This is a genomic window from Pseudomonas avellanae BPIC 631 (genome assembly GCF_000444135.1).
GTDB classification, from domain to species: domain Bacteria; phylum Pseudomonadota; class Gammaproteobacteria; order Pseudomonadales; family Pseudomonadaceae; genus Aquipseudomonas; species Aquipseudomonas avellanae.
Window position 1 is genome coordinate 1 of sequence record NZ_ATDK01000257.1, and the last position, 23727, is coordinate 23727.

Consider the following 23727-nt stretch of genomic DNA (forward strand, 5'->3'; position numbering starts at 1 on the left):
TCGTGCGACGCTCCGCGTCGCATGCCGTTCTGGACGCTCTGCGTCCGATCTTGAGTGTGCGGCGTAGATCTGTGGCGCGGAGCATCACACTGCGGCTCTGCGATGCCAGTTGGACTCTGGCTCGACTTGAGCCACCTTTTCGCCTCTCGGCGCCCTACTTTGAGGGACCAAAGTAGGCAAAGTCCCAGCTCCGTTTCCAGCCCACCCCTTCAAACCAGCTTCAGCTCATCAATATGCCGGTAATCAGCACCCAGGCTTGCAGCCAGCTCGCGTGCCCTTCCCAGGCGGATCGGGCCTTTTTCGATGTCGATCAGCAGGCTTGCGCAGTTGAAGGCAGGCAGCGTGGGCAGTTGTTTGATTCTGCCGTCGGTCATGACCAGTACTCGCTGCTGTTCGGCAGGATGGCGTTTTTGGCGTTGTTCCAGCCAGGTCATGGCTTGTTGCAGGGCCGCCGACAGTGGCGTGCCGCCGCCCGCACCCAATGCGTCCAGCCATGGGTTCAAGGCCGACGAGGCCTTGAGGCCCTGATGTTGCCAGCGTGGTGTGCTGCCGCTGGCGGTGAGCAATGCCAGACGGGCGCGGCGTCGATAGGCGTCATCGAATACCTGTGACAGCAGGCCTTTGGCCTGACTCAAGGCCTGATGGCGGCGCGTCGAGGCCGAGGCATCGACCACCACCAGCAGCAATTCAGCCGGACGACTGCTGCGCGGTTGGTGAACCAGATCCTTGCGGCTCTTCGGACGACCGCGCAGCAGTGTCGGCAGCCATTGCACCGGGCCATCGGCGCCCGCACGGAGGGCACCCTGCCTGCCGCTGGCCAATCGACCGGGACGGGGAATGGCATCCGCACCCTGTTTGGCGCGAGGGCGGATGCCTAAGGCTTTTTTGGCCAGCTCGGCACTTCGCGGCGCGACCCGGTAACCACCGCCTGCGCGGGTAGCTCGCCCCAATTGCCCTGCCCGCTTTCAGGCTTGTCTGGCTTGGGAGACGTTTCAGGCGGCGCAGCTTGCTGATTCTGCGGCAGCGGAGCCGGGTCGCGGCGCCTGTGGCGTAGGGCAAATTCAGCAACGGCTTCGATGTCCTGCTCGTCGATCTGGCCAGCACCGCGCCAGGCGGCATGGGCGCGTGCAGCCCTTAGCCAGACCAGGTCTGCACGCATGCCATCGACCCCGGCTGCAAAACAGCGCTCGGTAATCACCGCCAACGAATGATCATCCAGTTCAATGCTCGGCAGTAACAGACGCGCCTGCTCGCAACGCTGCTTCAAGGCGTCCTGCTGCGCCTGCCAGTGCTGACAGAAGTTAAGGGGATCAGCATCAAAATCCAGACGGCGGCGGATGATCTGGCTGCGTTCGACGGGCAGTGTCTGGCCACTGAGCGCCACGTTCAGACCAAAACGGTCCAGCAACTGCGGGCGTAACTCGCCCTCTTCCGGGTTCATGGTGCCAATCAGGACGAAACGCGCCGTGTGTCGATGGGAGATACCGTCGCGCTCGACCAGATTGACGCCACTGGCGGCAACGTCCAGCAGCAGGTCAACCAAATGATCGGCGAGCAGGTTGACTTCATCGACGTAAAGCACCCCGCCGTCCGCCTTGGCCAGCACACCCGGAGAAAAACGTGCGCGACCCTCGGCCAGAGCGGCATCAAGGTCCAGGGTGCCGACCAGACGCTCTTCGGTCGCGCCCAACGGCAAGGTGACGAACTGACCGCTGGCCAGCAGATCCGCCAGGCCCCGCGCCAGGGTCGACTTGGCCATGCCACGCGGGCCTTCGATCAATACACCGCCAATACGCGGGTCTATAGCGGTCAGGCACAGCGCCAGTTTCAGGTCGTCGGCCCCGACCACGGCAGCCAAGGGGAAATGCGCAGTGTCGCTCAGGCTTGAATCAGGCAAGGTCATCAACTCTCTTCTATGTCCAACAGCAGGTCTTCCAGCGCTTGCTGATACTCGCCGGGCTCCTGCCAGAGGCCGCGCTGCTGGGCTTCAAGCATGCGCTCGGTCATGTCGCGCAGGGCATCGGGGTTGTGTTGTGCGATGAAATCGCGGGTCGCCGGGTCAAGCAGATAAGCATCGGCGAGCAATGCATATTGATGATCGTCGATCAGCTCGGTGGTGGCGTCGAAGGCGAACAGAAAGTCCACGGTCGCGGCCATCTCGAACGCGCCTTTGTAACCATGACGCTTGACCCCCTCGATCCATTTCGGATTCGCCGCACGCGAGCGTATCACCCGGTTCAGCTCCTCTTTGAGGGTGCGGATCTTCGGCAGGTCCGGCTGGCTGTGATCGCCATGGTAGCTGGCGGTCTTCTGCCCGCTGAGGCTTTCGGACGCTGCGAGCATGCCACCCTGAAATTGGTAATAATCGTTTGAATCGAGCAAGTCGTGCTCGCGGTTGTCCTGATTCTGCAACACCGCCTGCACCTGGGACAGGCGCTGGGCGAAACGTTGCCGGGCCGGAGTGCCTTCATCAGCAGCGCCGTAGGCATAACCGCCCCAGTTCAGATAAACCTCGGCGAGGTCCTCGCGGCTTTGCCACAGACGACCGTCAATTGCGCCTTGAACGCCCGCGCCATAGGCACCGGGTTTGGAACCGAAAATCCTCCAACCCGCCTGCCGTGCCGCGTCGTCTTCGCTCAACCCTTCGGTCACAAAGCCCTGGCGCTCTTCGCGCACTCTGGCCGCCAGCGGGTTCATGTCATCCGGCTCATCCAGCGCCGCGACGGCCTGCACGGCGGCATCGAACAGCTTGATGAGGTTGGCGAAGGCGTCACGGAAGAAACCGGAGACCCGCAAGGTGACGTCCACCCGCGGGCGGTCCAGCAGGCTGATCGGCAGAATCTCGAAGTCATCGACCCGCTGACTGCCGGTCGCCCAGACCGGACGAACCCCCATCAATGCCATCGCCTGAGCGATGTCGTCACCGCCAGTGCGCATCGTTGCCGTGCCCCACACTGACAAACCCAGCTGGCGCAGGTGATCGCCATGATCCTGAAGGTGGCGTTCCAATAACAGGTTTGCCGACTGAAAACCAATGCGCCACGCCGTGGTGGTCGGCAGGTTGCGCACGTCCACGCTGAAGAAGTTACGCCCGGTCGGCAGCACGTCCAGTCGCCCACGGCTGGGTGCACCGCTGGGGCCTGCCGGTACGAAGCGGCCGCTCAGCGCATCGAGCATGCCCTGCATTTCGCCGGGGCCGCAGGCGTCCAGCCGTGGCGCGACTACCTCACGCAGGTTGTCGAGAATCAGCGCCAGATCATCATGTGCAGGCACGTCGTGCAGGTCTTCACCTGCCATCACGCGTTCGATGAGCGCCGCCGCATAAAGCTCAAGCCGTTCACGGGCATCCCCGGCGGTGCGCCACGGGTCCGCGCTCACTGCGAGCAGCGTGGCAGGACGCGCGCCGACCCAAGGCTCGGCCAGCTCGCAGTCGAGCGGGTCAAAGCCCAGCGCAAACGCCTTGCCCAGCGCCCGCAACAGACTCGATTGCGCCCCGCGCCCATCGCCACGCGGGATGCGCAGCAGGGCCAGCAGCGTGTCGGTGCGCAGGCGACCTTCCGGTGACTGGCCGAAAATGTGCAGGCCGTCGCGAATCTGCGACTCTTTCAAGTCACACAGGTAAGTGTCCAGACGCGGCAGCCAGACCGCAGCATCGGCGTCGCTGTCAGTGGCGTTGTCCAGCGCCAGTTCACGATCGATACGGGTTTCACGGACCAGTTCGAGAATGTCCCGTTGCAGTTCACGGGCGCGGCGCGGATCAAGCAGTTGCGCTTCATAGAACTCGTCGGCGAGCAGCTCCAGATTGCGCAGCGGGCCGTAGGTTTCGGCACGGGTCAGCGGCGGCATCAGGTGATCGATGATCACCGCCTGCGTGCGGCGTTTGGCCTGGGCGCCCTCGCCCGGATCGTTGACGATGAACGGATAGATATTGGGCATCGCGCCCAGCACGGCATCCGGCCAGCAGGTTTGCGACAGCCCGACGCCTTTGCCTGGCAGCCATTCCAGATTGCCGTGCTTGCCGACATGCACCACGGCGTGCGCGCCATAGGCCTTGCGCAGCCAGAAGTAGAACGCCAGATAACCATGCGGCGGCACCAGGTCCGGGTCGTGATAAACCGCGCTGGGGTCCACCTGATAGCCACGCGCCGGTTGGATGCCGACGAAGGTCAGGCCAAAGCGCAGGCCGGCGATCATCATTCGTCCGCTGCGGAACATTGGATCGGCATCCGGCGCGCCCCAGCGGGCAGTCACCGCGTCACGATTTTCGAGCGGCAGCTCGTTGAACGCCGTCAGGTATTCATCCAGCGCCATGCTCTGCTGGCAAGGGCGCTGGTCAATGCTGTCTAGGTCGTTGGTCACGCCGCCCAACAGTTGCTGGATCAGTTCGGTGCCGCTGTCCGGCAACTGCGCCAGTGGATAGCCCTCGGCCTGCATGGCACGCAGAATGTTCAGCGTTGCAGCCGGCGTGTCCAGGCCCACGCCATTACCGATTCGACCGTCGCGGGTCGGGTAATTGGCGAGGATCAACGCCACACGCTTGTCGGCATTGGGCAGGCGCGCCAGTTCGATCCAGCGGCGCGCCAGTTGCGCGACGAAATCCATGCGCTCGGGGTGCGCGCGGTGGCAAACCACGTCCGACTGGCTGCGCTCACTGCGCCAGGCGAGGTCCTTGAAACTGATCGGCCGACTGATGATCCGCCCGTCCAGCTCCGGCAAGGCAATGTGCATCGCCAGGTCGCGGGCACCCAGGCCTTGCTCGCTGGCCTGCCAGGCTGGCTGGTTGTCTTGCGCGCAGATCGCCTGAATCACCGGTACGTTGCGCCGGAACGGGCGCAGATGCGGCGCCTCCGGGCTCGATTGGGCAAAGCCGGTGGTGTTGAGAATCAGCTCGACATCAGCCTCATCAAGCCAGTTTTCCACCTGAACAAAGCAGCCCGGCTCCTTGAGGCTGGCCACGGCGATGGGCAACGGATTAATGCCCTGTGCCTGCAAGCGCACGCAGAATTCGTCGATGAAACCGGTGTTGGCTGCCTGCAGGTGCGAGCGATAGAACAACAGCGCCACGACCGGCTGCCCGACCACCCATTCGGCCTGCCAATCGACAAGCTGGGCACTGGCAAGGCGCGGGTGATAAACAGCTGTACGTGGCAGCGGTTGGGGTTCGGTCCACGGGTAATCGCGGCCCAGCCATTGGCTGGCCATGCAGTGATACAAATCCAGCGCGTTCTGCATGCCGCCCTGACGCAAGAACTGCCAGAGCTGGTCGCGCTGTGCAGCAGGCACGGTGCTCAGGTCGCTTAGTTCGGGGTCGGGACGGTCATCGCCCGGCACCAGAATGACCTGCACGCCCCGCGCTGCCAGCTCCATGAGCCGCTCGACGCCGTAACGCCAGTAGCCGATGCCGCCGTGCAGGGAAATCAGAATGACTTTGGCGTGGCGCAGCACTTCATCGACGTACAGGTCGACCGAGGCGTGATTCTGCACCTGCATCGGGTTGGCCAGACGCAGGCTGGGGTAGTCTTCGGGCAATTGCCGGGCGGCTTCGGCCAGCAGCGCCAGGCTGGAGTCGCCGCTGCAGAGAATCACCAGCTCGGCCGGGGTTTGCCCCATGTCGGCGATGCTGTCGTCCGGGACAAAACCGCCGGGCTGGGTTCTCAGTAAATGCATGGGTCAGCCGGCAATCGAGGCGTTGAGCTGAGCTTGCAGCGCAACGGCGTCCAGTTCCTGGCCAATCAGCACCAGGTGCGTGGCGCGCTCTTCGTCGGCACGCCAGGCGCGGTCGAAGTGCTTGTCGAAACGCGTGCCCACACCCTGGATCAGCAGGCGCATTGGTTTGCCGGGAATTGCCGCAAAACCTTTCACACGCAGAATGCCGTGTTGCACGACCAATTGATTCAGCGCATCAAGCAATACTTTCTCGTCAGCCTGGGGCAATTTCAGGGAAATTGAATCGAACGCGTCGTGATCGTGGTCATCATCGTCGTGATGATCGTGGTGGGTCTTGCGCGCGTCGATGTGCAGTTCGGACTCGGCACCCACGCCCAGCAGAACACTGATCGGCAGGCGACCACTGCTGGCTTCGACCACCTTGACCGCTGGCGGCAGCTCTTCGGCAACTTCAGCGCGCACGGCGGCCAGCCCTTCGGCGTCGATCATGTCGGCCTTGTTGAGGATCACCAGATCGGCGCTGGCCAGTTGGTCGGCGAACAGCTCGTGCAGCGGCGATTCGTGGTCCAGGTTGCGCTGTGCATCGACCTGATCCGGAAAGGCTGCAAACGTACCGGCCAACACAGCCGGGCTGTCGACCACGGTGATTACGGCGTCAACCGTGCAGGCGTTGCGGATTTCCGGCCATTGGAAGGCTTGCACCAGCGGCTTGGGCAGGGCCAGCCCTGAAGTTTCGATCAGGATGTGGTCCAGGTCGCCACGCCGGGCAACCAGCTCGCGCATGACCGGGAAGAACTCTTCCTGCACCGTGCAGCACAGGCAGCCATTGGCCAGCTCGTAGACGCGGCCGTTGGCCTCTTCTTCGGTGCAGCCGATGGTGCATTGCTTGAGGATTTCACCGTCGATGCCCAGCTCGCCGAACTCGTTGACGATCACCGCAATGCGTCGCCCTTCGGCGTTGTCGAGCATGTGCCGCAACAGGGTGGTCTTGCCCGAGCCGAGGAAGCCGGTAACGATGGTGACGGGAAGCTTGGCCAGTGTTTTCATCAGGTGCCCTTTGGCGATGCGGCGGGCAAACAGGACGAGAACCGCGCGCCGTGCACACGGATCGGATCGCCACCGGATCACCCCGCCCGGTTGTAGTGAGAATTCGCAGGCTTTTGTCAGCCCGGTTCGAGGCAGGTCTCCTGGCTCACGGCAGCGTGTGGCGGGCGTTGAACACCTTGCCGACACACATTCATCGCGCCTTCCCGCCGCAGCAGTGGCTGTGCAATGAACATGACCGTTTACAGTTGCGGGGGCAGCTGCGGCATCTACCGCATTCCCGTCTTAGCTTCATGTTGTAACGCTTTACGCATGAAGAACCTCGAACCGGCAAGGCTACGCAGTGACCGCAGACAGGTCAATCGTTCAGATTGACGATGCCCCGTTGCCCATGCTCTCCTGTGCACCTTGTTTCGGGTGCCCCTCACGGGGTGAAACGGGAAACCGGTGCGCTCAACCTGTTGAGCAAGTCCGGTGCTGCCCCCGCAACGGTAAGCGAGAGAAGGTCTGATCCACTGTGCACTGGCATGGGAAGGTGACCTTGAAGGTCTGAACGCACCGCTGTTCAAACCCCTCGCGAGCCCGGAGACCGGCCCGACATTTTTCCAATGACACACCCGCGGTGGGCGGGCGCAGTTGAAACCTCTGGCGTTCGTCAGTGGGTTCGCGTGCGCATGGCCCACTTGCCAACACTCAAGAGGGAACGCCATGTCCACCATCAGCAGCAGCCAGACGGCCGCTACCAGCTCAACCCAGACCCAGCGCCTGACCGCCGCCATCAGCGCTGCACTGCTGGGGGCGTGCCTGGTGTACTTCGCCGGGTTCTCGCACATTGCCGCTGTGCACAATGCGGCACACGATACCCGTCACAGCGCTGCCTTTCCTTGCCATTGAGCGTCATTGAGGACAACACAATGTTCAAGCGAATCGCACAGACCGCAGGGTTTACCGGGCTGCTGGCCGCCCTGCTGCTGACCTTGCTGCAAAGCTTCTGGGTCGTCCCGCTGATCCAGCAGGCCGAAACCTACGAGAAAGCACCTGCCGAACACGTTCACGAGCATGCCGACGGTGCCGTGGCTGAACACAGCCACGCGCATGACGAAGCAGCGTGGGAGCCGGAAAACGGCTGGCAGCGCGTGCTGTCCACCACCGGTGGCAATCTGGTGGTCGCCGTCGGTTTTGCGCTGATGCTGGCCGGGCTTTACACCCTGCGCGCACCGGGCCGCACGGCACAGGGCGCCTGGTGGGGGCTAGCCGGTTTTGCCGTGTTCGTGCTGGCGCCGACCCTTGGGCTGCCGCCTGAGCTGCCGGGCACCGCTGCCGCAGAACTGAGCCAGCGTCAGCTTTGGTGGATCGGTACGGCAGCGTCCACCGCTGCCGGGCTGGCCTTGCTGGTGTTTGGTCAGAACTGGCTGCTCAAAGTGCTGGGCGCGGCGATTCTGGTGGTGCCGCATGTGATCGGCGCACCGCAACCGCTGGTTCATGAAAGCCTTGCGCCTCAAGCGCTGGAATCGCAATTCATGATCGCTTCGCTGCTGACCAACGCGCTGTTCTGGGTAGCACTGGGCCTGATCAGCGCCTGGCTGTTTCGCAGAAGCGATGCCCACCCAAGCAATGCCTGACCGCATCAGGCCAGAGCACTCGAGCGTCCGCCCCGGCACGCCTCTGGTGGTTGGGCTTGGCTGCCGGCGCGGTTGTTCGGCGGCCGCGTTGCGCGAGCTGATCGAGGCCAGTCTTCGAACGCTTGACCTGGGCCTGGGCAGCATCACCGCGCTGGCCTCCATCGATCTGAAAGATCAGGAACCGGGTCTGCTTGAACTGGCGGCGCAACTGGCTGTGCCGCTGGTGTTTTTCAACGCCGCGCAACTGGTGGCCTGGGAGCTGCACCTGACCCACCGCTCCGCTAAGGTGTTTCAGACCACAGGTTGCCACGGTGTCGCCGAAGGATCGGCACTGGCACTCGCCGCGCAGTTGGGCGACGGTACGGCGCGGCTGCTGATCGAGCGGCAAAAAACCACTCAAATGACATTTGCCTTGGCGTCCAGCCCGGCTGTGGGCGGATAATCCCACCGCGCTCATTGACCCCGGAGTTTCCATTGACTGTCTATTTCATCGGCGCAGGCCCTGGCGATCCCGAGTTGATCACCGTCAAGGGGCAACGCCTGATCCGCACCTGTCCGGTAATTATCTATGCAGGTTCGCTGGTGCCGCTCGCTGTGCTCGAAGGCCACCAGGCCGTGCAGGTGACCAACAGCGCGGAACTGCATCTGGAGCAAATCATTGATTTGATCAAGACCGCTCATGCGCAAGGCCAGGATGTCGCCCGCGTGCATTCCGGCGACCCGAGCCTGTACGGTGCCATTGGCGAGCAGATCCGCCATTTGCGTGAACTGAACATCCCTTACGAAATCATTCCGGGCGTGACTGCGACGGCCGCCTGTGCTGCGTTACTGGGCGTGGAACTGACGCTGCCGGATATTTCGCAAAGCGTGATTCTGACCCGCTACGCCGACAAGACCTCAATGCCGAGCGGCGAAGAACTCGCCAGCCTGGCAAGCCATCGGGCGACCATGGCGATTCATCTGGGCGTGAATAACCTGCACAGAATCGTCGAAGAGCTGACCCCGCATTACGGCGCCGACTGCCCGATTGCTGTGGTGCACCGCGCCAGTTGGCCGGATCAGGACTGGGCACTGGGTACGCTGGCAGACATAGAGGAAAAAGTGCGGACCAAAGGCTTTCGCCGCACCGCACTGATCCTTGTCGGCCGCGTACTGGCCGCCGACACGTTCAGCGAGTCATCGCTGTACCGGGCCGGGCATGCGCACCTGTTCAGGCCGAAGTAACGCTCATCGGCAGGCTCGCCGTTTGTTTGTGACCCGGGCGGCGGTCCGCGTTACTTACGAAGGGGCCGGTGCAGTCTCTGAGATCTACTGATCACCGCTAGTCAGCCTTCGCGAGCAAGCTCGCTCCCACAAGCACTCCCATCGTGAGCTTGCTCACGAAGAGGCCAGTGCAGACGCTGAAAATCTACTGATCAGTCAGTCTGCATTCGCGAGCAAGCTCGCTCCCACAGAAGCCACGCACTCGCGTGTGTGAGCTTGCTCACGAAGGAGGCGTTGCAGTCTGAGATCTACTGATCACCGCTAATCAGCCTTCGCGAGCAAGCAAAGCGTCGCCCGGCTCGCACACAGGCACTCACATCGCTTGCCTGATCAAGCAGCCACCTCATACAACTTCGGCGCTAGCACCTCGCCGCTTTCCAGGCTTTTACGCAGGATGTCGGCCTGCAACGCAGCGGCGTTCATGGCGGCTTCCTTGATGTGACCGTAACCGCGGATCTTTTCCGGCAGACGTGCCAGGCTCAGCGCCGTATGGCGGTTTTGCGTCTGGAGATGCTGCAGGATCAGTTCGACGTCGCCAACATAACGATCAATCAGCGCCCTCTCCTGCTTGCGCTCCAGGCTGCGACCGAACGGGTCGAACGCTGTGCCTCGGAGGAATTTGAATGTCGCCAGCACATCGAACGCGCGCAGCATCCACGGTCCGAAACTGCGTTTGCGCGGTTGACCGTTGTGCGGGTCGCGCTTGGCCAGCCAGGACGGCGCCAGATGAAACTCCAGTCGATAATCGCCCTCGAACTGCGCCTCCAGCTGGCGGGTGAAGTCGCCGTTGCTGTACAGCCGCGCCACCTCGTATTCGTCCTTGTAGGCCAGCAGCTTGAAGTAGTTGAAGGCCACAGCTTCCGTCAGCGTCGGCTGCTGACCGGGAAACGCCCGCGACTCCGCCTCCCGCACCCGTTGCACCAGCCCCAGATAACCCTCGGCGTACGCGCTGTTCTGGTACTGCGTCAAGGCGGCGACGTTGCTTTGAATGCGTTGCTCGAGGTCCATCTGCTGCGGCTCGCTGACATGCTGTTGCGGGTTGACGAACGCTTCGACGGCGGCAGGATCATGCGCCGTGCGACGGCCCCAAAGAAACGCCTGCTGATTGAGGTTGACCGCCACGCCATTGAGCTCAATCGCCTTTTCGATGGCTGCCGAAGTCAGGGGAATCAGGCCCAGTTGAAACGCATAACCGAGCATGAACAGGTTGCTGGCAATGCTGTCGCCCATCAAACGGGTCGCCAACGAAGTGGCTTCGACAAAGTGCGTCTTGTCGGCACCGACGGCATCAATGATCGTCTGCTTCATCGCCTCGGCCGGGAACACGGCATCCGGGTTGCGCGTGAATTCTGCGGTTGGCGTTTGCTGACTGTTGATCACCGCGTGGGAGATCTTGCTGTCGAGCTTGGCGATTGCGTCGGGGCCAGCGGCAACCAGCAAGTCGCAACCCAGCAACAGGTGCGCCTCGCCAGCGGCAATGCGCACCGCGAACAGGTCTTCCTGACGCGCAGCAATGCGGATATGGCTGACCACCGGGCCGAACTTCTGCGCCAGCCCGGCCTGATCCAGTACGCTGCAACCCTTGCCTTCCAGGTTGGCGGCATAACCGAGCATCGCCCCGACCGTGGTCACGCCAGTCCCGCCGACGCCGGGCAGCAGTATATTGAACGGCCGCTCCAGCGATGGCAGCGCAGGCTCCGGCAGACGAGCGAATGCCTCGACCTGTTTGAGCACCACCGGCTTACGCAATTTGCCGCCATGCACGGTGACGAAACTCGGGCAGAAACCCTCGACGCAGCTGAAATCCTTGTTGCAGGCACTCTGGTCGATTTCCCGCTTGCGGCCCTGAGCGGTTTCCTTGGGCAGCACCGACAGACAACCGGATTTGACCCCGCAATCACCACAGCCTTCGCACACGGCCGGGTTGATCAGCGCGCGCTTTTCCAGATCAGGCATGGTGCCGCGTTTGCGCCGGCGCCGCTTTTCAGTCGCGCAGGTCTGGTCGTAGATGATTACCGACACCCCTTTGAACTCACGCAGCTCGCGTTGCACGCTGTCCAGGTCGCGTCGGTGATGAAAGGTGGTAATTGAAGCGAAATCTTCCCGACTCGGGTATTTGTCCGGCTCGTCGGAGACCAGTGCAATGCGCTGTACGCCCTCGTTGAACACCTGGCGGCTCAACTGATCGACGCGCAGCACGCCGTCTATAGGCTGACCGCCCGTCATGGCCACCGCATCGTTGTAGAGAATCTTGTAAGTAATGTTGACCTTGGAGGCCACAGCCGCACGCAACGCCAGGTGCCCGGAGTGGAAATAGGTGCCGTCGCCGAGGTTCTGGAACACATGAGGGGTTTCAGTGAAGGGCGCCTGGCCGATCCAGGTCACGCCCTCGCCGCCCATCTGGGTGAATGTATCGGTTTCGCGGTCCATCCAGATGGTCATGTAGTGGCAGCCGATCCCGGCCAGGGCACGACTGCCCTCCGGCACGCGGGTCGAGGTATTGTGCGGGCAGCCGGAGCAAAAATGCGGGGTGCGCAAGGTGTTGAACAGCGTCGCCTGAAGCGCTCTTTCCTTGTCGCTGAGAAATTGCAGGCGCGCTTCGATCTGCGGGCTGCTGTAGAACGGCGCCAGACGCTTGGCGATGACCCTGGCGATCATTGCCGGCGTCAGCTCGCTGAGGTTTGGCAACAGCGAACGGCCCTGCTCATCGAACTCGCCGACCACCACCGGACGACGATCCACCGGCCAGTTATAAAGCTGGCCGGTCAGTTGGTCTTCGATGACGCTGCGTTTTTCCTCGACCACCAGAATCTCGTCCAGACCCTCGGCAAAGTCATGCACCGACACGGGTTCAAGTGGCCAGCTCATGCCGACCTTGAGCACACGAATGCCGACCTTGTCGCACAGTTCCTGATCGATACCCAGCTCTTCCAGCGCCTGACGCACGTCCAGGTAGGACTTGCCGGTGGTGATGATCCCCAGCCGCAGTTGCGCGGAATCGATGACCACTTTATTGAGCTGATTGGCGCGGGCGAACGCTCTTGCGGCGTAAATCTTGTACGTATTGAGCCGCGCTTCCTGGGCCAGCGGTGGGTCCGGCCAGCGGATATGCAAACCACCTTCCGGCAGCACGAAGTCTTCCGGGATGTGCGTCTTGATGCGCAGCGGATCGACTTCGACGACAGCAGACGAATCGACGTTTTCAGCGATGGTTTTCATCGCCACCCAGCACCCGCTGTAGCGCGACAGCTCCCAGCCGATGATGCCGTAATCGAGAATTTCCTGAACGTTGCTTGGGTTGAGCACAGGGATCATCGACGCGATGAACGCGTGTTCACTCTGGTGGGCGATGGTCGAGGATTTGCAGCCGTGGTCATCGCCCGCAAGAATCAGCACGCCGCCCTTGGGCGCGACCCCCGCCGAGTTGCCATGTTTGAACACATCACCGCAGCGATCCACCCCCGGCCCTTTGCCGTACCACAGCGCAAACACGCCGTCGTACTTGCCGTGGGGGAAGAGATTGACCTGCTGGCTGCCCCAGACGGCCGTGGCCGCCAGTTCTTCGTTGATACCAGGCTGGAAATGGATGGCGTTCTGTTGCAGGTAGTCCTTGGCATCCCAAAGGCTTTTGTCCAGATTGCCCAGCGGCGAGCCCCGATAGCCGGAAATGAAGCCCGCCGTGTTCAGGCCCTGCGCTTCATCGCGCTGCTTTTGCAGCATCGGCAGGCGGGTCAGCGCCTGAGTGCCGGTCAGGTACAGATTGCCGGTGGCAAGCCGGTATTTATCATCCAGACGAATATCAGCCAGGGACATGCGCGTACCTCTCTCGTTCTAGTCTTGTTCTTATTAGGGGTCGGGCTTTCGCACCGGGACGGTCCAGCCCGGCAGCCTTGGCACTAGACTGCCTGTAGCAAAGCGGCTTTTTCTTTCTAAATGCGTGCAAATCTGCTGATATTGAGCATGATTTTTTCGGCCATAACAAAAAACAAGGTCAATTCATGCAGCTTAAATTGAGCCCCATCGACCGCAGGATTCTTCGCTTGCTGCAACATGACGCCAGCCTCTCGGCGGCAGAAATCGCCGAGCGCGTGGAGCTGTCGCAATCACCCTGCTGGGGACGCATTCATCGGCTGCAGGAAGACGGCGTGATCGAGCGCACGGTCGCCCTGCTCAGCACGCAAAAACTCGGCCTGAGCATGACCGTCTTCGTCGAGGTCAAGCTGTCGGGGCATGGCCGGCGTTATCTGGCCGAATTCGAAGAGGCGATCATCGGCCACCCCGAGGTGCTGGAGTGCTACACGATGGCGGGCGGGATGGACTTCATGCTCAAGGTCGTGGCTCAGGACATCGCCAGCTATGAGCGCTTTCTGCGCGACCACCTGCTGCAATTGCCCCACGTGCACGAGGCGCATTCGAATATCGCCATGAGCACGGTGAAACGCACCACAGAGTTGCCGCTCGATTAGGCGGCGTCAGAAATGAGCTGTCAGAAACGGGGAATATTGCCGGGAGGGGAAAATCCGCCAGACGAGCGCTGGCGGATTATTTATTTCGATGAGAGCAATAAAAACATTTGATTTTCAAATGGTAATGATTATTATTGCGTCAGCGGTTCGCGAGAACCGCTGGATAACCTGGAAGCCTTAGGTCGGCTTCCGGATTATCTCCTCATCAGGCTAATCACGGTTTTTGACCCGGATTTTTTCCGGGTCTTTTTTTTGGTTCGTTCTTTTGGTTTTCCGCTACTTCAGGCTAATGAAGTGGGGTGCTGCACATACGTGTGTGCAGCGATGGCGCGGATCATAGCAAAACAACCTTGATCAAGGTCATCTTTTCCGGCTGAAACCGGCTGAAATCAGCACATAAAACGTAAATGCTGCATTTTTTCACTTGAGAATGATTCTCGTATTCAATAGTCTATTCTCATCACGGATGACCCCAGTCAGCTCAAGGAACAATCCCCATGGAAGATCAGCGAGCGATACACCATGAGTAATCAGCTCTCGTCTTTACTGCACCTGCCCGCCCGGCTGCCTGATGCGCAGCCCACGCCGGAAGCGATCGAGCTCGGCCAGCAGCTGGGCAAACTGTCGCGCCGGACCCGGCAGATATTCCTGCTGAGCCGACTCGACGGCCTGCCGTACGCCGACATCGCGCGCTTCATGGACGTAGACGTCACTCGGGTAGAACGCGCCATGCTTCGGGCATTAGGCAAAACCCATCGCCAGACCGCCGACGACGCCCGTGCCATTCAGGATCAGGCCAACCGCTGGTACGTGCACCTGCAAAGCCCGACTGCCACGGCCAGCGAACGGATCGAGTTTCGTCACTGGCTCGATGCCGAGGCAGCACACCTCTCGGCGTTTCAGAACAGCGAGCGCGTCTGGCGTCTTTTACAGGCACCTGCCGCACTGCTTGGCGCCAGCGGCTGGCATCGGCGCAAGCGCAGGGTGTATCTGGCCTGGTGCCTGCTCACGGCATTCATCTGCAGCCTGATGGTCACGGCCGAAGTAATCTCCTAAAAAGCGGATGAGCGTCGCAATAACGTTGACGTCGCGGCACATGAATTTTACGTCGCAGAGCCTGATGTCGATCGGTGTACAGTAGCGGCCTGACCAGGCATCTACATACGCAGGCACCCTCTTGACTCTCACTATCAGCTCGGACTTCGACAGCGGCAATATTCAGGTGCTGGACAGCAGCGACCCGGCCCGCATCAGGCTGGCAATCAGGCCTGACACGCAAAGCGCGCACTTTCAATGGTTTCATTTCAAGGTCGACGGTCTGAACGTGGGTCAAACCTATGGCTTTAGTCTGGCCAACGCCAGCGAGTCCACCTTCAACAGTGCCTGGACCGGCTACAACGCCGTGGCCTCTTATGATCACAAACACTGGTTTCGCGTGCCGTCGGATTTCGACGGCAAGGCGCTGAATTTCAGCCTTGCCGCCGAGCAAGCGCAGGTCTGGTTTGCCTATTTCGAACCCTACAGCCGTGAGCGTCATGACGCGCTGATCGAGCACGCGCAGACAAACGCCGGCATGCAGGTGCTGTCGACCGGCAAAAGTATTGAAGGCCGTGACATTCAGTTGCTGCGCAAAGGCGATGGCAGCGAAGGCAAGCGCAAGATCTGGTTCATCGCCCAGCAACATCCCGGCGAGCACATGGCCGAGTGGTTCATGGAAGGTGTGATCGAGCGCCTGCAGCAAAAAGATGACGCTGTGCTGCAGCAATTGCTGGCCAGTGCCGACCTGTACCTGGTGCCCAGCATGAACCCGGACGGCGCATTCCACGGTCATTTACGCACCAACGCAGCCGGCAAGGACCTCAACCGCGCGTGGCAGGACAGCACCAAGGCGCAGAGCCCGGAAGTCCTGTTCGTCAGGCAGCAGATGGAAAAATACGGCGTGGACATGTTCCTTGACGTCCACGGCGATGAAGAAATACCCCAGGTATTCACCGCCGCGTGTGAAGGTAATCCGGGCTACACCGCCCACCAACGGCAGCTCGAAGAGCGCTTTCGCAGCCGTCTGAGCGACGTCACTGTCGATTTCCAGACGGTTTACGGATACCCGCGCAGCGCGCCCGGCCAGGCCAACATGAACCTGGCGGCCAACGCCATCGGCGAACGCTACAAATGCCTGGCGCTGACCCTGGAGATGCCGTTCAAGGATCACGACAACGCACCAGACCCGCTCACCGGCTGGTCAGGCAAGCGCTCTGCGCAACTGGCCAAGGATGTGCTGAGCGTGCTGGCGGAGATGGTAGCGGATTTGCGCTAGGAACTACCCTTGCAGCCCTTTTATCGAGATGCGACGCTCTCGATAAGAGTCTCCGGGAAAGCACTCCGCGTGCGAGGAAGCCATGATCGATTTATTTTTAGCGTTTCTGAACGGCGTGTCCTTGATAGACCCGGAACATCCGTCTGCTGGGCGTTTTTCTCGGCTGGCGCGGGTATTGAGCATTGTGTGCGCAATACCCGCTTTCGTGGTGGTGTTGATTCTGCTGATCGTGTGGATCAGCGACATGGGCCCGACAGCGCAAAAGATCGCAATGGGCGTGGGCGCAATGCAACTGACAGGCTTGCTGGTGCTGCTGATGCGCAAACGCGATGCTTCGGACTCATGACACCAATCGCTCGCGAAGGTGTGAAAATCATACCCGATAGTCGCCGCACTCAGCCTCGATCATGCTTCTCCCCACCGCCAGTGTGCCGCACTACCAACCCCGCCAGCGCGATCAAAGCCAGCGTGATCACCACTGCGCCATAGACATTGCTGGTCATCACCAGCCCCACCGAATGAGCAAAGTACCCGGCGATCAGTGCGGGTATGCAGAACGCCAGGTAACTGAGCACCAGAAACGCCGACATCAGCCCTGCCCGCTCATGGGCATGTGCCAGCGGCATGAGCATGCGCAATGCACCCAGAAAGCTCGAGCCAAAACCGATGCCCGCCACCACGGCACCGACGAAAAACAGCCACAGCGCCCCCAGATTGACCGCCAGCAGAATCACCGCCACGCCGAGCGGCAGAAAGCTTGCGCCTACCCACAGCCCCAGCACCGGGTCGCGCTGGCGCAGGGTCACAATCGCCAGCGCGCCGCTAAGCGTCAGCGCTGCAACGGCCAGCCCGCCATTGAGCGGCGAGGTTGAGCCGGTTGCCGCCGCCAGCAGGGATGGGCTCAAGGACAGAAAGAAACCGCCGAGCGCCCATGCGGCAATGTCCACCGGCAGCACCAGCCACAACATGCGCCGCGCCTGTTGCGGTACATGCAGCGACGGCTTGAGAGATTGCCAGACGCCCGGCTGGCGGCTGACGGTTTCTGCGACCCGCCCGAGATAAATCGCCTGAATCACGAAAGCTGCCAGCAGAAAACAGTAAGCGAGCATCAAAGGCAGCGGCGCCCATTGCACCAGCAAGGCAGTGCCCAGCGCACCCACTGCCATGCCGAGCATGGGCGAAATACTGTTGATCAATGGGCCTTTGGATTGATCGCTGTCCAGCAACGCAGCCCCCAGGGCACTGGCCGCAAGGCCTGTCGCAAAGCCTTGTAACAGACGCGCCGCGACCAGCCAGGTTACGTCGCGGGCAAAGATGAACAGCAGCATCGAGACAATTTGCAGCAGCAGCGCGCCGAAAATCACCGGACGTCGCCCCAGGTAATCAGACAGCGAGCCGCCCATCAGCAAGGCCGCCAGCAGGCTGAACGCATACACTGCAAAAATCAGGGTGAGCACGCCGGAAGAAAACCCCCACGCCTCCTGATACAGATGATAAAGCGGTGTGGGCGTACCGGACGCCGCAAAAAAGCACAGTGTGGTGAAAGCCAGAAACCCGAGGTGGCTTCGGGCAGTGAATTTTTCAGGTTCCGGATTGCGTGAAACCGGATGGGATAACGAACGGGACATGACGGCACTCTCCGTTGATGCAACCTGTTAAAGCCATAAATTAGCTTTTGCGGAGTGTGCGACTGCATAGCGCTTAAAGCAAATACTTTGTGTTAAGGTCCGCCACATGGCTATCAAAGAAGCAGTACGCACCGGAGGTCGCAGCGCCCGGGTGCAGGAATCCATTCACCGTGCCGTTCGGGACTTGCTCGAAGCGCATGATCGCGCGGCGCTCAGCGTGCCCATGATTGCGGCTCAGGCCGGCGTTACGCCGTCAACCATCTACCGCCGCTGGGGCGATCTGACCACGCTGCTGGCCGACGCGGCCATCGAGCGACTGCGCCCCGATACGCCGATAGATCAAGGCAGTCTGCGTCAGGACCTGTTGAGCTGGAGCGAGATGTATCTGGACGAAATGTCCTCGGCACCGGGTCGGGCGCTGATGCGCGATGTGGCCGCCAGCACCTCGGGCTGTGTTGGCAAGTGCGCGGCAATGGTCCGCAAGCAATTGCAGATCATGATCGACCGCGCCACCGAGCGTGGCGAAATATCGCCGACTGCGGACGATCTGATCGACGCCATCGTTGCGCCGATGATCTACCGGATTCTGTATTCCGAAGCCGCGCCGACACTGGAACGTGTACACCAGTGGGTAAACCGCTGCCTGGGCTGACGCCATATGGCAGCAGCCAATGCCTGAAACTCCCGTTATGATGCGCGCCTTGTCCGATCAACGACCGAATACATTCATGCATACCCTCGCAGACCTACGCGCCGGCAAGCTGGCAGGCATCAAACGGCTCGACCTCTCGTGTGGTCTGAGCGAATTCCCGGCCGAGATATTCGAGCTGGCGGACACCCTGGAAGTGCTGAACCTCAGCGGCAACTCACTGACGTCCCTGCCGGACGACTTGTGTCGCCTCACGCATCTGCGCGTGCTGTTTGCGTCGGACAACCCGTTCACCCATTTGCCCGAAAGCATCGGCCAGTGCCAGCAGTTGCACATTGTCGGCTTCAAGGCCAATCGCATCGAACAGGTTAGCGCCGCAGCACTGCCGCCGCGCCTGCGCTGGCTGATCCTCACCGACAATCGAATCGAGTCCCTGCCTGATGAGCTGGGCCGCCGTCCCGACCTGCAAAAGCTAATGCTGGCCGGCAACCGGTTGCGTAGCCTGCCCGCAACCCTCGCTGACTGCCACAGGCTGGAACTGCTGCGCATCGCTGCCAACCGCCTGACCGAACTGCCAGCGTGGCTGCTGAGCCTGCCCGCCCTGGCCTGGCTCGCCTATGCCGATAACCCGCTGTGCGTCGAGCACCTGGCCGAGCCGATCCGCCCGATTGCGTGGCAACAATTGAGCATCGGGCAGCGCCTGGGCGAAGGCGCGTCCGGGATTATTCAACAGGCGGTCTGGCGCAACGAAGACGACGAACGAACGGTAGCGGTCAAGCTGTACAAGGGCAGTATCACCAGCGATGGCTCGCCGCTCAATGAAATGGCCGCTTGCATCGCGGCAGGGCATCACCAGCACCTGATCGAGGTGCTCGGGCAGATCAGCGGGCATCCCGCTCAGCAAAACGGTCTGGTCATGGAGCTGATCGCACCTGACTTCACCAACCTTGCCGGCGCGCCCAGCCTGGAATCCTGTAGCCGTGACGTCTATGCCAGCGAAGCGCGCTTTTCGCTGCCGGTTTTATTGCGTCTGGCCACCGGCATTGCCTCGGTCACCGCGCACCTGCACGCCAACGGCATCACCCACGGCGATCTATACGGCCACAACATTCTCTGGCAAGCCGATGGTAACTGCCTGCTCGGTGACTTCGGTGCGGCGTCATTTCATCCTTCGGCAGGCGCAGGCCAAGCACTGGAGCGCATCGAAGCGCGGGCTTTCGGTATTTTGCTCGGAGAACTGCTGGAACGCTGTGATGCAGAGCCGCAAGATCAGAACGTCATTGGCGGCCTGCAAGCGCTGCAGACACTTTGCGTACAGCCGGACAGCCAGCAACGGCCGTCACTGGCAGAGGTGCATCTGCAACTGAAGGCATGGAGCGCATGATGCGCTCCACAGCGTGAGTCAGCCCGCCAGACCGACGTACACGTTCTGTACGTCGTCATGGTTGTCGATGGCTTCAAGAAACGCTTCGACTTCGGCCATTTGCTCGTCGGTCAAGCCATCCACGGTGCTCTTCGGGCGATAGCCCAATTGCGCAGACTGGACGGTGAAGCCGAATTCCGGGAGCGCCTTGCAAACGGCGTCCATGTCGGTAGGCTCGGTCAGGAACAGCGTCGCGCCCTCTTCACCTGGCTCGCAGTCCTGCGCACCGGCCTCGATGGCTGCTTCATCGGCATCAGCGTCTGCTGCCGTTGGCACCGCCTCGATCATGCCCTGATACAGAAAATCCCAGGAAACCGAACCCGCAGCGCCCAACTGGCCTTTGCGGAACAGCACGCGAATCTCCGAGACCGTGCGGTTGATGTTGTCGGTCAGGCACTCGACGATCACCGGCACGCGGTGCGGCGCAAAACCTTCGTAGGTCAGGCGCTCGAAGTTGACGCTCTCGCCCAGCAAACCCGCGCCTTTCTTGATGGCACGTTCCAGGGTTTCGCGTGGCATCGAAGCCTTTTTGGCCTGCTCCACCACCAGGCGCAGACGCGAGTTCATGTCCGGGTCTGCACCTGCGCGGGCCGCGATCATGATCTCCTTGGACAGCTTGCCAAACGTACGTCCCTTGGCATTGGCTGCCGCTTCTTTATGCTTGACCTTCCACTGTGCGCCCATGTCTGCTCTCTTGATTCGATAGGCACCTCGCCACCTGCGCCTGCAAGACTGGCAGAGCGCGGCGCTGGCAAGGCGCTGAAAAAGGGTTGCCGGCAAATACCCTGTCCGGCGCGGCGCATTTTATACGCGATCACGGCAGATGAAACCCCCGACGGGCACATTGCGCAAACCAACCCGTCAGGATGACCTTGTCGCGCTGACCTAACAGTCCTTGAAATCCGGCTGGCGCTTGTCGATAAACGCTTGCATGCCTTCTTTCTGGTCGTGACTGGCGAAGGCCGCATGGAACACCCGGCGCTCGAAGCGGATACCTTCTGCCAGGCTCACCTCAAAGGCGCGGTTGACGCTCTCCTTGACCATCATCGCCACCGGCAGCGATTTCGCGGCGATGGTGACGGCCACTGCCAGTGCTTCGGGCAGTAGCTGGTCAAGCGGCAAGACACGGGACACCAGACCCGCGCGCTCGGCTTCATGGGCGTCGATCAGGCGACCGGTCAGGCACATTTCCATTGCCTTGGCCTTGCCAACCGCACGGGTCAGACGTTGCGTCCCGCCCATGCCCGGCAACACACCGAGGTTGATCTCCGGTTGACCAAACCTGGCGTTTTCGGCAGCCAGAATGAAGTCGCACATCAATGCCAGTTCACAGCCACCGCCCAGCGCGAAACCGGCCACGGCCGCGACCATCGGTTTACGCCGCGCGGCCACTCGGTCACTTTCACGAAACAGGTCATCGAGGTAGATCTGCGGGTAAGAGAGCTCTACCATTTCCTTGATGTCAGCCCCCGCAGCGAAGGCTTTTTCCGAGCCGGTCAGCACGATACAGCCAATGGCGCTGTCCGCCTCGAACTGGTCAAGCGCGTGGTTCAACTCGTCGATCAGACGGGCATTCAGTGCGTTCAGGGCCTTGGGACGGTTCAACGTGACCAGCCCGACGCCACCTATAACCTCACTGAGGATTGTCTCGTAATCCATTGATAAATATCCATTTAATGAAAATGTTCGATAAAAGCAGACAACCCATAATCTGCTTTAATCTTTATCGTTAACCTGTTGATTAATAAATCAATTCAACGGCAACAGAAGTCGCTTCACCACCACCAATGCAGATCGCTGCCACCCCGCGCTTGAGCTGCCTGCGCCGCAAGGCCGCCAGCAACGTGACAATGATCCGCGCGCCCGAAGCGCCTATCGGGTGACCGAGTGCACAGGCGCCGCCATTGACGTTGACCTTCTCGTGCGGGATGCCCAGCTCGCTCATTGCCACCATCGGCACGACTGCGAATGCCTCGTTGATCTCGAACAGATCGACGTCATCCAGTGCCCAGCCTGTCTTGCCCAGCAGGCGCTGAATGGCCCCGATGGGCGCTGTCGGAAACAGCCCCGGTTCGTCGGCGAAGCCTGCATGCGCGTGGAATATGGCCAGCGGATGCAAGCCTCGGCGCTGCGCTTGTGACTGACGCATCAGCAACAGCGCCGCTGCGCCATCGGAGATGGAACTGGAGTTGGCTGCCGTGACCGTACCGCCCTCGCGAAACGCCGGTTTGAGCGTCGGGATCTTGTCTGGACGCGCCTTGGGCGGCTGCTCGTCATGGGTGATATGCCTGGACTCCTTGCCCACCGTAACCTGCACCGGAACAATCTCGGCATCGAAGTGCCCGTCGGTGATGGCTTGTTGCGCGCGAGCCAATGATGCCAGGGCGAACGCGTCCTGCGCTTCGCGGCTGAAGGCGTGGCGCTGAGCGCAGTCTTCGGCGAAGGTGCCCATCAGCCGGCCTGGCTCATAAGCATCTTCGAGGCCGTCGAGAAACATGTGGTCCAGCACCTTGCCATGCCCCATGCGATAGCCGCTGCGCGCGCGGTCGAGCAGATAAGGCGCGTTGGACATGCTCTCCATGCCCCCGGCCACCACCACGGCTGCAGCGTCGGCCATCAGCAGATCATGGGCCATGATGGCGGTCTGCATCCCCGAGCCGCACATTTTGTTGACCGTGCTGCACAACGTGCCGGTGCTCAACCCTGCACCCAATGCCGCTTGCCGAGCCGGCGCCTGGCCGAGGCCTGCCGGCAGCACGCAGCCGAACAGCACGTGCTCAACGTCACCGGGGGCAATGGCGGCACGTTCGACGGCGGCACTGATGGCAATCGACCCCAGCCGGGTAGCGCCAAGGCTTTGCAGGTCGCCCTGAAAACCACCCATGGGCGTGCGTACCGCGCTGACAATGACCACAGGGTCGTGATGAGGGGTCGTCCTTTCGATGGACATGGCTATCTCCAGTCTTGTTTTTATTGGATCGGTCAAATCATCAACCTGCGGCGCGAGGGACGCAATGGTTGCAGCAGGCAGATTAGCGTGTATCTGCACATCGCGCGCTACGTTACGAATCTCTCACCGGCGGCGAGGTCTGACTGTTATTGCACCTTGACGCTGGAGCCCACGAATGTCGCTACGCCCTCTTCGCGCCTTGCTCGCGGGCCTTCTTGTTCTGAGCCTGAGCGCGTGTGCGCTGATCCCTCATCGAGATCCGCTGACCATCAATGTCGTCGGTATCGAACCTATTCCCGGACAAGGGCTGGAACTGCGTATGGCGGTCACGCTGCGGGTGCAGAACCCGAACGAAACCGAGATCGACTACAGCGGCGTAGCGCTGGACCTGGACGTCAATGGCAAATTGCTTGCCTCGGGTGTGAGTAATCAGAAAGGCACCGTAGGACGCTTCTCCGAGGCGGTGCTGGTAGTGCCGGTCAGCGTGTCGGCATTTGCGGCCCTGCGTCAGGCACTGGGGCTGACGCAAAGCCAGCGCCTCGACAACCTGCCCTACAGGCTGCGCGGCAAGCTGGCCGGAGGCCTGTTCGGTACGATGCGCTTCAGCGACAGCGGCACACTGGACCTGCGTCAGGCAGAGGGTGACCCTTTCTGACTGCCAGCAAGCAAGCAGTGAATGGCAGAACCGCAGGGCGAGCACG

At 61.4% G+C, this 23727-nt stretch carries 20 protein-coding genes and 2 riboswitches; of the genes, 11 read left to right on the top strand and 9 right to left on the bottom strand.

Annotated features, from left to right (window positions below; translation table 11 throughout):
• Positions 1 to 209 precede the first annotated feature (209 nt).
• The 4 genes from DW49_RS0114780 to cobW are packed head-to-tail and all read right to left on the bottom strand — an operon-like array spanning position 210 to position 6714.
• Positions 210 to 821, bottom strand: coding sequence for a vWA domain-containing protein (locus DW49_RS0114780; protein WP_024420955.1), 612 nt, complete (start codon positions 819 to 821; stop codon positions 210 to 212).
• A 53-nt stretch (positions 822 to 874) separates the two neighbouring features.
• Positions 875 to 1882: a magnesium chelatase ATPase subunit I gene (locus DW49_RS0114785; RefSeq protein ID WP_169338185.1), complete on the bottom strand. Its 1008-nt coding sequence runs from the start codon at positions 1880 to 1882 to the stop codon at positions 875 to 877.
• A gap of 20 nt (positions 1883 to 1902) precedes the next feature.
• A complete protein-coding gene (gene cobN / locus DW49_RS0114790) occupies positions 1903 to 5667 on the bottom strand; it encodes a cobaltochelatase subunit CobN (protein WP_005618580.1) in 3765 nt (1254 codons plus the stop codon).
• A 3-nt stretch (positions 5668 to 5670) separates the two neighbouring features.
• Positions 5671 to 6714, bottom strand: coding sequence for a cobalamin biosynthesis protein CobW (gene cobW / locus DW49_RS0114795; protein WP_024421306.1), 1044 nt, complete (start codon positions 6712 to 6714; stop codon positions 5671 to 5673).
• Positions 6715 to 6827: 113 nt separating this feature from the next.
• Positions 6828 to 7051, bottom strand: a riboswitch (cobalamin riboswitch).
• 58 nt (positions 7052 to 7109) lie between these two features.
• Positions 7110 to 7323: riboswitch (cobalamin riboswitch) on the top strand.
• Between the two features lie 96 nt (positions 7324 to 7419).
• On the opposite strand from cobW, the gene DW49_RS0114800 reads away from it, so the two are divergent.
• Genes DW49_RS0114800 through cobM form a run of 4 tightly spaced genes read left to right on the top strand, consistent with a single transcriptional unit; the run spans position 7420 to position 9557 of the window.
• On the top strand, positions 7420 to 7605 hold the full coding sequence (locus DW49_RS0114800) for a CbtB domain-containing protein (RefSeq protein ID WP_005766274.1): 186 nt from the start codon (positions 7420 to 7422) through the stop codon (positions 7603 to 7605).
• Between the two features lie 20 nt (positions 7606 to 7625).
• Positions 7626 to 8333 (top strand): CbtA family protein, encoded by a 708-nt coding sequence (locus DW49_RS0114805; RefSeq protein WP_024420957.1) that lies wholly within the window; start codon positions 7626 to 7628, stop codon positions 8331 to 8333.
• A complete protein-coding gene (locus tag DW49_RS0114810; protein ID WP_024420958.1) occupies positions 8326 to 8775 on the top strand; it encodes a cobalamin biosynthesis protein in 450 nt (149 codons plus the stop codon). Before DW49_RS0114805 ends, DW49_RS0114810 begins: the two co-directional genes overlap by 8 nt.
• 32 nt (positions 8776 to 8807) lie before the next feature.
• Positions 8808 to 9557, top strand: a complete 750-nt coding sequence (gene cobM, locus DW49_RS0114815; RefSeq protein ID WP_005618585.1) for a precorrin-4 C(11)-methyltransferase — start codon at positions 8808 to 8810, stop codon at positions 9555 to 9557.
• A gap of 369 nt (positions 9558 to 9926) precedes the next feature.
• Here cobM and DW49_RS0114820 read toward each other — a convergent pair whose 3' ends face one another.
• Positions 9927 to 13409 (bottom strand): indolepyruvate ferredoxin oxidoreductase family protein, encoded by a 3483-nt coding sequence (locus DW49_RS0114820; protein WP_005618586.1) that lies wholly within the window; start codon positions 13407 to 13409, stop codon positions 9927 to 9929.
• 185 nt (positions 13410 to 13594) lie between these two features.
• Between DW49_RS0114820 and DW49_RS0114830 the strand changes: the two genes are divergently transcribed.
• The 4 genes from DW49_RS0114830 to DW49_RS0114845 all read left to right on the top strand — a co-directional run bounded on the left by DW49_RS0114830 (position 13595) and on the right by DW49_RS0114845 (position 16722).
• Positions 13595 to 14062: an Lrp/AsnC family transcriptional regulator gene (locus tag DW49_RS0114830; protein WP_024419970.1), complete on the top strand. Its 468-nt coding sequence runs from the start codon at positions 13595 to 13597 to the stop codon at positions 14060 to 14062.
• A gap of 522 nt (positions 14063 to 14584) precedes the next feature.
• Positions 14585 to 15118, top strand: coding sequence for a sigma factor-like helix-turn-helix DNA-binding protein (locus tag DW49_RS0114835; protein WP_005618590.1), 534 nt, complete (start codon positions 14585 to 14587; stop codon positions 15116 to 15118).
• Positions 15119 to 15239: 121 nt separating this feature from the next.
• A complete protein-coding gene (locus DW49_RS0114840) occupies positions 15240 to 16376 on the top strand; it encodes a M14 family metallopeptidase (RefSeq protein WP_005618592.1) in 1137 nt (378 codons plus the stop codon).
• An 82-nt stretch (positions 16377 to 16458) separates the two neighbouring features.
• On the top strand, positions 16459 to 16722 hold the full coding sequence (locus tag DW49_RS0114845; protein ID WP_024421307.1) for a hypothetical protein: 264 nt from the start codon (positions 16459 to 16461) through the stop codon (positions 16720 to 16722).
• 49 nt (positions 16723 to 16771) lie between these two features.
• Here the strand turns inward: DW49_RS0114845 and DW49_RS0114850 are convergent, their stop codons facing one another.
• Positions 16772 to 18004, bottom strand: coding sequence for an MFS transporter (locus DW49_RS0114850; RefSeq protein WP_024419968.1), 1233 nt, complete (start codon positions 18002 to 18004; stop codon positions 16772 to 16774).
• 106 nt (positions 18005 to 18110) lie between these two features.
• Here DW49_RS0114850 and DW49_RS0114855 point away from each other — a divergent pair, with 106 nt between their 5' ends.
• Both DW49_RS0114855 and DW49_RS0114860 read left to right on the top strand, forming a co-directional pair.
• Positions 18111 to 18656, top strand: coding sequence for a TetR/AcrR family transcriptional regulator (locus DW49_RS0114855; protein WP_005618596.1), 546 nt, complete (start codon positions 18111 to 18113; stop codon positions 18654 to 18656).
• Between the two features lie 76 nt (positions 18657 to 18732).
• Positions 18733 to 20037, top strand: a complete 1305-nt coding sequence (locus tag DW49_RS0114860) for a leucine-rich repeat-containing protein kinase family protein (RefSeq protein WP_272481115.1) — start codon at positions 18733 to 18735, stop codon at positions 20035 to 20037.
• Positions 20038 to 20055: 18 nt separating this feature from the next.
• On the opposite strand, the gene DW49_RS0114865 is transcribed toward DW49_RS0114860, so the two are convergent.
• The 3 genes from DW49_RS0114865 to DW49_RS0114875 all read right to left on the bottom strand — a co-directional run bounded on the left by DW49_RS0114865 (position 20056) and on the right by DW49_RS0114875 (position 23026).
• Complete coding sequence (locus tag DW49_RS0114865; RefSeq protein ID WP_003380555.1) at positions 20056 to 20760, bottom strand: YebC/PmpR family DNA-binding transcriptional regulator; 705 nt, start codon at positions 20758 to 20760, stop codon at positions 20056 to 20058.
• Positions 20761 to 20961: 201 nt separating this feature from the next.
• The gene (locus DW49_RS0114870; protein WP_005618599.1) at positions 20962 to 21735 is read right to left on the bottom strand and encodes an enoyl-CoA hydratase; all 774 of its coding nucleotides are present in this window, start codon (positions 21733 to 21735) and stop codon (positions 20962 to 20964) included.
• Between the two features lie 82 nt (positions 21736 to 21817).
• Positions 21818 to 23026, bottom strand: coding sequence for an acetyl-CoA C-acyltransferase (locus DW49_RS0114875; protein WP_024419967.1), 1209 nt, complete (start codon positions 23024 to 23026; stop codon positions 21818 to 21820).
• A gap of 175 nt (positions 23027 to 23201) precedes the next feature.
• Here DW49_RS0114875 and DW49_RS0114880 point away from each other — a divergent pair, with 175 nt between their 5' ends.
• On the top strand, positions 23202 to 23681 hold the full coding sequence (locus DW49_RS0114880) for an LEA/WHy family protein (RefSeq protein ID WP_005618604.1): 480 nt from the start codon (positions 23202 to 23204) through the stop codon (positions 23679 to 23681).
• The last annotated feature ends 46 nt before the right edge of the window (positions 23682 to 23727 follow it).

Excerpts from the sequence above, each read along its gene's own strand:
- cobN (WP_005618580.1), bottom strand. The coding sequence starts at position 5,667 with ATGCATTTACTGAGAACCCAGCCCGGCGGTTTTGTCCCGGACGACAGC.
- cobW (WP_024421306.1), bottom strand. The coding sequence starts at position 6,714 with ATGAAAACACTGGCCAAGCTTCCCGTCACCATCGTTACCGGCTTCCTC.
- DW49_RS0114800 (WP_005766274.1), top strand. The coding sequence starts at position 7,420 with ATGTCCACCATCAGCAGCAGCCAGACGGCCGCTACCAGCTCAACCCAG.
- DW49_RS0114805 (WP_024420957.1), top strand. The coding sequence starts at position 7,626 with ATGTTCAAGCGAATCGCACAGACCGCAGGGTTTACCGGGCTGCTGGCC.
- DW49_RS0114810 (WP_024420958.1), top strand. The coding sequence starts at position 8,326 with ATGCCTGACCGCATCAGGCCAGAGCACTCGAGCGTCCGCCCCGGCACG.
- DW49_RS0114820 (WP_005618586.1), bottom strand. The coding sequence starts at position 13,409 with ATGTCCCTGGCTGATATTCGTCTGGATGATAAATACCGGCTTGCCACC.
- DW49_RS0114830 (WP_024419970.1), top strand. The coding sequence starts at position 13,595 with ATGCAGCTTAAATTGAGCCCCATCGACCGCAGGATTCTTCGCTTGCTG.
- DW49_RS0114835 (WP_005618590.1), top strand. The coding sequence starts at position 14,585 with ATGAGTAATCAGCTCTCGTCTTTACTGCACCTGCCCGCCCGGCTGCCT.
- DW49_RS0114845 (WP_024421307.1), top strand. The coding sequence starts at position 16,459 with ATGATCGATTTATTTTTAGCGTTTCTGAACGGCGTGTCCTTGATAGAC.
- DW49_RS0114850 (WP_024419968.1), bottom strand. The coding sequence starts at position 18,004 with ATGTCCCGTTCGTTATCCCATCCGGTTTCACGCAATCCGGAACCTGAA.
- DW49_RS0114855 (WP_005618596.1), top strand. The coding sequence starts at position 18,111 with ATGGCTATCAAAGAAGCAGTACGCACCGGAGGTCGCAGCGCCCGGGTG.
- DW49_RS0114860 (WP_272481115.1), top strand. The coding sequence starts at position 18,733 with ATGCATACCCTCGCAGACCTACGCGCCGGCAAGCTGGCAGGCATCAAA.
- DW49_RS0114865 (WP_003380555.1), bottom strand. The coding sequence starts at position 20,760 with ATGGGCGCACAGTGGAAGGTCAAGCATAAAGAAGCGGCAGCCAATGCC.
- DW49_RS0114870 (WP_005618599.1), bottom strand. The coding sequence starts at position 21,735 with ATGGATTACGAGACAATCCTCAGTGAGGTTATAGGTGGCGTCGGGCTG.
- DW49_RS0114875 (WP_024419967.1), bottom strand. The coding sequence starts at position 23,026 with ATGTCCATCGAAAGGACGACCCCTCATCACGACCCTGTGGTCATTGTC.
- DW49_RS0114880 (WP_005618604.1), top strand. The coding sequence starts at position 23,202 with ATGTCGCTACGCCCTCTTCGCGCCTTGCTCGCGGGCCTTCTTGTTCTG.